Source organism: Actinomadura sp. KC345 (assembly GCF_004348515.1).
Lineage (GTDB): Bacteria > Actinomycetota > Actinomycetes > Streptosporangiales > Streptosporangiaceae > Spirillospora.
Genome location: NZ_SMKH01000337.1, coordinates 1 through 7,901, shown reverse-complemented (window position 1 = coordinate 7,901; position 7,901 = coordinate 1). Strand labels below are relative to the sequence as shown.

Annotated in this window: 4 protein-coding genes and 1 riboswitch; of the genes, 1 reads left to right on the top strand and 3 read right to left on the bottom strand. The window is 74.0% G+C overall.

What is annotated here, in order from left to right; genetic code table 11:
* The coding region (locus E1281_RS34370) for a tetratricopeptide repeat protein (protein WP_131883887.1) at positions 1-766 on the bottom strand (766 nt) is incomplete at its 3' end.
* Positions 767-1,036: 270 nt separating this feature from the next.
* Positions 1,037-3,913: an aminomethyl-transferring glycine dehydrogenase gene (gene gcvP / locus E1281_RS34365; RefSeq protein ID WP_131883886.1), complete on the bottom strand. Its 2,877-nt coding sequence runs from the start codon at positions 3,911-3,913 to the stop codon at positions 1,037-1,039.
* A gap of 171 nt (positions 3,914-4,084) precedes the next feature.
* Positions 4,085-4,179: riboswitch (glycine riboswitch) on the bottom strand.
* A 244-nt stretch (positions 4,180-4,423) separates the two neighbouring features.
* Between gcvP and E1281_RS34360 the strand changes: the two genes are divergently transcribed.
* Positions 4,424-6,910: a lysylphosphatidylglycerol synthase transmembrane domain-containing protein gene (locus E1281_RS34360; protein WP_243717702.1), complete on the top strand. Its 2,487-nt coding sequence runs from the start codon at positions 4,424-4,426 to the stop codon at positions 6,908-6,910.
* A 3-nt stretch (positions 6,911-6,913) separates the two neighbouring features.
* On the opposite strand, the gene E1281_RS34355 is transcribed toward E1281_RS34360, so the two are convergent.
* Entirely contained in the window at positions 6,914-7,516 is a 603-nt protein-coding gene (locus tag E1281_RS34355; protein WP_131883885.1) for a MerR family transcriptional regulator, read from the bottom strand.
* Between the last annotated feature and the right edge of the window lie 385 nt (positions 7,517-7,901).

The following is a 7,901-nucleotide window of genomic DNA, read 5'->3' as shown; positions in this document are numbered from 1 at the left end:
GCCCCCGCCGCCACACCTCGCCCGCCTCGCCGGCGCGGCCCCGCAGCGGCAGCGTCCGCGCCAGCAGCTCGGTGGCCAGCGGCCCCACCTCCGCGTCGGCCGGGCCCTCCCCCAGCGCCGCGCCGAACGAGCCGATCGCCTGGTCGAGGTAGGAGATGCCGAGTGCGACGGCGAGCCGCGCGTAGGCGTAGGGGGCCGTGGCCCGGTCGATCAGCCTGAGCCCGGCGGTCAGCGCCCGCTGGGCGCGCGCGGGGTCGCCGCGCTCCAGCAGCCGCTGCGCGAGGTCGTGCGCGGCGGGCGGCCCGTACTCGGGGTCGCCGGTCCTGATCACGGCCTCCCAGTGCTCCCGCGCCGCGTCGAACTCGCCGGCGTCGTCGGCGAGCCTGGCGAGCGCCAGGTGGGCGGGCGGCAGGTAGGTCTCGTTGCCGAAGTCGACCACCACGCGCCAGGCGGGCGCCGCCTCGCCGTGCTCACCGGCCCGCTCGTGCGTGAGGGCCAGGTGGTAGGCGGCGCGCGGCCCGTACTCGGGGTCCCCGGTGGCGATCGCGGCCCGGTCCGCCTCGCGGGCCCGCTCCACGTCCCCGGAGTCGTCGAGGACGACGGCCAGGCCCAGCGCCGCCCGCGCCCGCGACGGCGTCTCGCCCAGCGAGAGCACCTTCTCGAACAGCAGCGCCGCCCGCTCCGCCTCACCGTTCTCGGCGAGGTTCCGCGCCTCCTCGCACAACCGCGCCGGATCGTCGGCCAAAGGCCCCGCTGACTCGCTCATCCGTCTCTCGCCCTCTGAAGACCGGGATCGCAGAGAGCCTAGCGCCCCGAGTCGCCCAGAGCGCGCCGGCGAGGGCGACGGGACAAGGCCGGCGCGCCACCGGCACGAGCCACCACCGTAACCACGCAACAACCAAAACCACTGCGATCGCGTCCGAAGGCAGGTTTCGAGCGAAGCAAGAAACCTGATCGCGAAGCGAGCCGCCAGGCGAGCCGGAGCGATGCAGCGATCGCACCGCAGTTCACGCCAAGGGAACTGCAATGAACACGCCTAACCTTCGAAGGCGTCGGGGGGCGGGCAGGAGCAGACCAGGTTGCGGTCGCCGTGGGCCTGGTCGATGCGGCGGACCGGCGGCCAGTACTTGTCCTCGCGCAGGGACGGGAGGGGGTAGGCGGCCTCCTCGCGGCTGTAGGGGTGCTTCCAGTCGTCGGAGACCAGGGCGGCGGCGGTGTGCGGGGCGTTCTTGAGGGGGTTGTCCTCGCGGTCGTGGCCACCGTCGGCGACCCGCTGGATCTCCCGGCGGATCTCGATCATGGCGTCGCAGAAGCGGTCGAGCTCGGCGAGGTCCTCGGACTCGGTGGGCTCGATCATCAGGGTGCCCGCCACGGGGAACGAGAGCGTCGGGGCATGGAAGCCGTAGTCGATGAGGCGCTTGGCGACGTCCTCGGCGGTGATCCCGGTCTCCTTGGTGATCTTGCGGAGGTCGGCGATGCACTCGTGGGCGACGAGGCCGTTGCGGCCGGTGTACAGGATCGGGTAGTGCGGGCCGAGCCGGGCGGCGAGGTAGTTGGCGCCGACGATCGCGCCCTCGGTGGCGGCCCGCAGGCCGTCGGGACCCATCATCGCGATGTACGCCCAGGAGATCGGCAGGATGCCCGCCGAGCCCCACGGCGCCGCGGAGATCGGGCCGACGCCGGTCTCGGGGCCGGCCTCCGCGCGGAGCGGGTGGTTCGGCAGGAACGGGGCGAGGTGCTCGCGGACGCCGATGGGGCCGACGCCGGGCCCGCCGCCGCCGTGCGGGATGCAGAACGTCTTGTGCAGGTTGAGGTGGGAGACGTCGGAGCCGAACTCGCCGGGGCGGGCGAGGCCGACCAGGGCGTTGAGGTTCGCGCCGTCGACGTAGACCTGGCCGCCCGCGTCGTGCACGGCCGCGCACACGTCGGTGATCGTCTCTTCGAAGACGCCGTGCGTGGACGGGTACGTCACCATGATCGCGGCGAGCCGGTCGCCGTGCTTGCCGATCTTGTCGTGCAGGTCGTCGAGCGCCACGTTGCCGCCGTCGTCGCACTTGACGACGACGACCCGCATCCCGGCCATGACGGCGCTGGCGGCGTTGGTGCCGTGCGCGGACGACGGGATCAGGCAGACGTCGCGGTGCTCCTCGCCCCGGGACGCGTGGTAGCCGCGGATGGCGAGCAGGCCGGCGAGCTCGCCCTGGGAGCCGGCGTTCGGCTGGACGGAGACCTTCGCGTATCCGGTGATCTCGGCGAGGGCGTCCTCCAGCTCGCCGATCAGCTCGACGTAGCCGGCGGCCTGGTCGACGGGGGCGAACGGGTGGACGTCCGCGAACTGCGGCCAGGTGATCGGCTCCATCTCCGCCGTGGCGTTCAGCTTCATCGTGCAGGAGCCGAGCGGGATCATGGACCGGTCGAGCGCGATGTCCTTGTCCTGGAGCCGGCGCAGGTAGCGCAGCATCGCGGTCTCGGAGCGGTGCGCACGGAACACCGGGTGGGTCAGGTAGGGGCTCTCGCGGCGCAGCCCGTCCGGGATCGCCTCGGCCGCGCCAGCGGCGCCGCCCTCGGGGACGCCGAACGCCTCCAGGACCGCCGTGACGTGCTCGGGCAGCGTCGTCTCGTCGCACGCGATCCCGACGTGGTCGGCGTCCGCGCGGCGCAGGTTGATCCCGCGCTCCCGGGCCGCTTCGACGACCTCGGCGGCCCGGCCCGGTACGCGGGCGAGGACGGTGTCGAAGAACGCGCCGTGGACGATCTCCACCCCGCCCGCGCGCAGCCCCGCGGCGATCTCGGCGGCCCGGCGGTGCGCCCGCTGGCCGATCGCGGCCAGCCCCTCCGGCCCGTGGTAGACGGCGTACATGCTCGCCATGACGGCCAGCAGGACCTGCGCGGTGCAGATGTTGCTGGTCGCCTTCTCGCGGCGGATGTGCTGCTCGCGGGTCTGCAGCGCCAGCCGGTGCGCGGTGGCGCCGTCGGCGTCGACGGACACGCCGACCAGGCGCCCCGGGAGCTGCCGCTGGATGCCCTCGCCGACCGCCATGTAGCCGGCGTGCGGGCCGCCGAAGCCGTACGGGACGCCGAACCGCTGCGCCGAGCCCACGGCGATGTCGGCGCCGGACTCCCCCGGCGGGCGCAGCAGCGTCAGCGCGAGCAGGTCGGCGGCCACGACGGCCTTGGCGCCGCGCTCGTGCGCCTGCCCGATGACCGGCTCCAGGTCGCGGACGGCGCCGGACGCGCCGGGGTACTGCAGGAGCACGCCGAAGAAGTCGCCGTCCGGCAGCCCGCCGGACAGGTCTGCGGTGACCACCTCGATGCCGAGCGGGACCGCCCGGGTCCGCACGACCTCGATGGTCTGCGGGAGCGCGTCGGCGTCGATCAGGAACGCCCCGGGCTCCTTGCGCCTGGAGACGCGGTGGGCGAGGGCCATGGCCTCGGCGGCGGCGGTCCCCTCGTCCAGCATGGACGCGTTCGCGACCGGCAGCCCCGTCAGGTCGCTGACCACGGTCTGGAAGTTCAGCAGCGCCTCGAGGCGCCCCTGGGAGATCTCCGGCTGGTAGGGGGTGTAGGCGGTGTACCAGCCGGGGTTCTCCAGGACGTTGCGCATGATGACGCCCGGGGTGATCGTCCCGTGGTAGCCGAGGCCGATCATCGACGTCAGCACGGTGTTGCGGGCGGCGAGTTCCCGCAGCCGCTCCAGCGCGGCGGTCTCGCTCAGCGCGGGCGGCAGGTCCAGGGGGCGGGACGTGCGGATCGCGGCCGGCACCGCGTCGTCGATCAGGGCCTCGACGCCGGAGTAGCCGATGGCGGCGAGCATCCGGGCCTGGTCGCCGGGTGCGGGGCCGATGTGCCGGTCGGCGAACGTGGAACGGGGATGCTGCGGCGAGGCCACGGGGGCGAAGAACTGGGCGGTCATGGAGGGCCTCCTGGCTTCTGCGGTCGCTCAGGTCCGCCGCCGGCGCGGGCCGGCGGGCGGGTCTCCCCCTCTGTCATCGGCACCTGAGAGCTTCCCCCGCGCGGCGGGATTTCCCCTTCGGTGAGCCGCCTTCCCCGCACGCGGGAATCGACGCCTGCTTTCCAGAGGTACCTCATCCGAGCGGTCCTTTTGCCTGAGAGGTTCCGGGGAGGTTGCCCCTTCGGCGCCCCACGCTGGCGGCGTGGGATCTCTCCCGCACGGGGTCGACGGCATGTCCTTTGACGAACCCTACCCAAAACCGGCACCGGGGTGATCCCCACCCGGCCGGGGCGGTACCAGCGAGTAGGATATGGTCGCTTGACCTGGGAGGTAACGGGCCTCGGGGCCTCGGGACAGGATGGGGCCGCGAGGTGATCACGTGACCGCCGGAGCGGCGCCCGCCGCTCGACCGCACACCGCCGGTTCTGGGACGCTGATCACGATGACGGACGGTCAGGGCGGCGGTTCCGCGTGACGCGGACCCGCGACGAGACGGTACGCCCCAGGCAGGGCGCGGCCGCCGGTGTGCCCGTCGACGAGCCCGCCCAGCCCGACCGGATCCGCCGCCCGTCGGACGCGATGAGGTTCGCCGCGTCGGTGACCGGCCTCGCGGCGGTGATGCTGCTGGTGTCGTTCGCGAAGGGGACGGCGCACGGCCTGCAGAACGACATCGCGGAGGGCACCGCGCACGCGCCCCGGCTGCTGCTGTCGCTGGCCACGCTCGTCTCCAGCTTCGGCGTGCTGGCAGTGCCGATCGCGTTCGGGATCGAGCGGCTGTTCCACAAGGACGGCACCCGCGTCGCGATCGCGCTGCTGGCCGCCGTGTTCGCGACCGTGGTCACGGTGGGGCTGGACGACCTGGTCGTGCCGACCGCGCCCGGCGGCGTCCTGGACTCGCTGATCTGGGGCGGCACGGAGTCGGCGCCGGTGCACACCGACATCGCCCCGGTGATCGCGTTCGTCAGCGCGGTCGGGATGGCCGGCCGCGCCCGCTGGCAGGCCGCGACCTGGGTGATGATCGGGCTGGCGGCGCTGACCGGGCTCACCGCCTCCTACGCCTCGGTCTCCGCGCTGGCCGCCACCTACTTCCTCGGGCGCGCCATCGGCCACGGCACCCTGTACGCGGTCGGCACGCCGAATCCGCGGCCCGCGGGGGCCACGGTGGTCACCGCGCTGGAACGGCTCGGGCTGCGCCCGAAGCGGGCGGCGCGCCTCGGGGACCCCGGCGGCGGCTCGGAGGAGACCCGCCGGTACGGCGTCGTCCTCGCCCCCCGGCCGGGCGCCGGGGAACCCGGCCGCGCGGCGCGGGTCCCGTCCGGCTCCGGCGGGCACGGCGAGTGGGACCTGGAGCTCCACGTCCTGGACCGCGACCAGCAGACCGCCGGCCTCCTGTACCGCGTGTGGCGGCTGCTGCGGCTGCGCTCCACGACGACCGGGCGGGCGCTGCGCTCCCTGCGCCGGTCGCTGGAGCAGGAGTCGCTGATGGCGTACGCGCTGGACGCGGCGGGCGTCCGCACTCCCCGCCTGGTCGGCACGTCCGAGGTCGGCACGGAGGCGGCGCTGCTGGCGTACGAGCACGTGCCGGGGCGGCGGCTCGCGGACGTCCCCGGCGACGAGATCACCGACGCGCTGCTGGCGGACGTGTGGCGCCAGTTCCGCGCGATGCAGGCCGGGCGGCTCGCGCACCGGCGGCTGCAGGACGGGGCGATCGTGGTCGGCGCGGACGGCCGCGCCTACCTCACCGACCTGCGGGCCGGGGAGACCGCGGCGGGGGACCTGGCGCTGCGGCTCGACCTGGCGCAGCTGCTGACGTCGCTCGCGCTGCGCACGGGCCCCGAGCGGGCCGTGGCCACCGCCGCGGCGGTGCTGGGCGAGGAGGCCCTGGCCGCCGCCGTGCCGCTGCTGCAGCGGGTCGCGCTGTCGCGGGAGACCCGGACGGCGCTGCGGCGCGACCGGGACCTGCTGACCCGCATCCGGGAGCAGATCGTCCGGCTGAAGCCGGAGACGGAGGTCGCGCCGGCCCGGGTGGAGCGGTTCCGGCCCCGGACGATCTTCAGCATCGTGGCGCTGTCGGTCGCGGCCTACATCGTCATCCCGCAGGTGGCGAGCCTCGACGTGGGGACCCTGGCGTCGGAGGCGAGCTGGCACTGGGCCCTCGCGGCGCTGGGCGCGGCCGCGCTCACCTACGTCGCCGCGGCGTTCATGCTGATGGGGTTCGTCCCGGAGCGGCTGCCGCTGGGGCGGACGGTACTGGTCCAGCTCGCCGCGTCGTTCGTGAAGCTGGTGGCGCCGGCGGCCGTGGGCGGCGTCGCCGTCAACACCCGCTACCTGCAGCGCACGGGGGTGCGTCCCGGCCCGGCGGTGGCCAGCGTCGGCGCGTCGCAGCTGGTGGGTCTGGTCACGCACGTCCTGCTGCTGATCCTGTTCGGGTTCCTCACCGGCTCGACGACGAAGGCGACGCAGGACCTCGCGCCGTCCCGCACGATCGTCATCGTGGTGCTGTCGCTGGGGCTGGTGGCGGGGCTGGCGCTGACCGTCCCGCGGGTCCGGCGGGTGGTCGCGGCGCGGCTGAGGAGCATGTTCTCCGGGGTGTTGCCGCGGCTGGTGGACGTCCTGCAGACCCCGAGGAAGCTGCTCACGGGGATGGGCGGGACGCTGCTGCTGACGGTGTCGTTCGTGCTCTGCCTGGAGGCGTCGATCCGCGCGTTCGGCGGGTCGCTGCCGCTGACGACCGTCGTGGTGGTGTTCCTCACCGCGAACGCGGTCGGGTCGGCGGTGCCGACGCCCGGCGGGCTCGGCGCCGTCGAGGGCGCGCTGACGCTCGCGCTGACGATCTCGGGTCTCACCGCGGAGACCGCGGCGTCCGCGGTGCTGCTCTACCGGCTTCTCACGCTGTGGCTGCCGGTCCTGCCCGGCTGGGCGGCCTTCGCCTACCTGCAGCGCCGGGAGGCGCTCTGAGCGTCAGCCGGTGCGGCGGGCGCGGCGCCGGCCGGCGAGCTCGTCATGGGGGTGGGCGGACGGGTCGCCGGCGGAGGCGGCGCGCTCACCGGGTAGTTCCGCGAGGCTGCCCTCGACCTCCTGCCACACCCGCCCGAGCGCTATGCCGAACACGCCCTGCCCGCCCTGGAGCAGATCGACGACCTCGTCGGCCGAGGTGCACTCGTACACGCTGACGCCGTCGCTCATGAGCGTGATCTGCGCGAGGTCCCGCACGCCGCGGTCCCGCAGGTGGGTGACGGCCGTGCGGATCTGCTGCAGGGACACGCCCGTGTCCAGGAGCCGCTTCACGACCTTCAGCACGAGGATGTCGCGGAAGCTGTAGAGCCGCTGGCTGCCCGACCCGTGCGCGGGCTGCACGCTCGGCTCGACCAGCTTGGTGCGCGCCCAGTAGTCGAGCTGCCGGTAGGTGATCCCCGCCGCTGCGCACGCCGTCGGGCCGCGGTAGCCGACATCCTCCGGCGGCATCGACACCTGCGTGTCGAAGAGCAGGCCCTGCTCTCCGGCACGCCGGGAAGCCATGTGCCTGTCAGGGGTCGCCTTGCCCTCGCCGCTGCTCACCGCCACGCGGACCTCCGGCTTCTATCATCCCGTGGCGCTTCGTCAAGGGGGTTTGACGAATTACACCACGGGTGTTCCACCAGCACGGTAGGTGCCGGTCAGGGTGTGGTCAACGTTCACCGTCGGCGCGTCGCATGCCCGGATGAACCGGCTTCACGTGGGCAAACTGCGCACCTCCACCGCCTACCCACTCCTACCCCGATGCTCCCCCGCCAAAAACCGCCAGGTCCAGGGCGATGCAGAAGCAACCGCGCCACGGCATGAACATACACCCCGACCGTGACATTCCCCACGACACCCACGCCGCCGAGAAAGCACGAAGCCCACTGTGCGGCGCGGGAGCGAAACCCACGGGGCGCGGGAGCGAAACCCACGGGGGGCGGGGCGAAAC

Coding starts and splice junctions, on each gene's coding strand:
- gcvP (WP_131883886.1), bottom strand. CDS start 3,913: ATGACCGCCCAGTTCTTCGCCCCCGTGGCCTCGCCGCAGCATCCCCGT.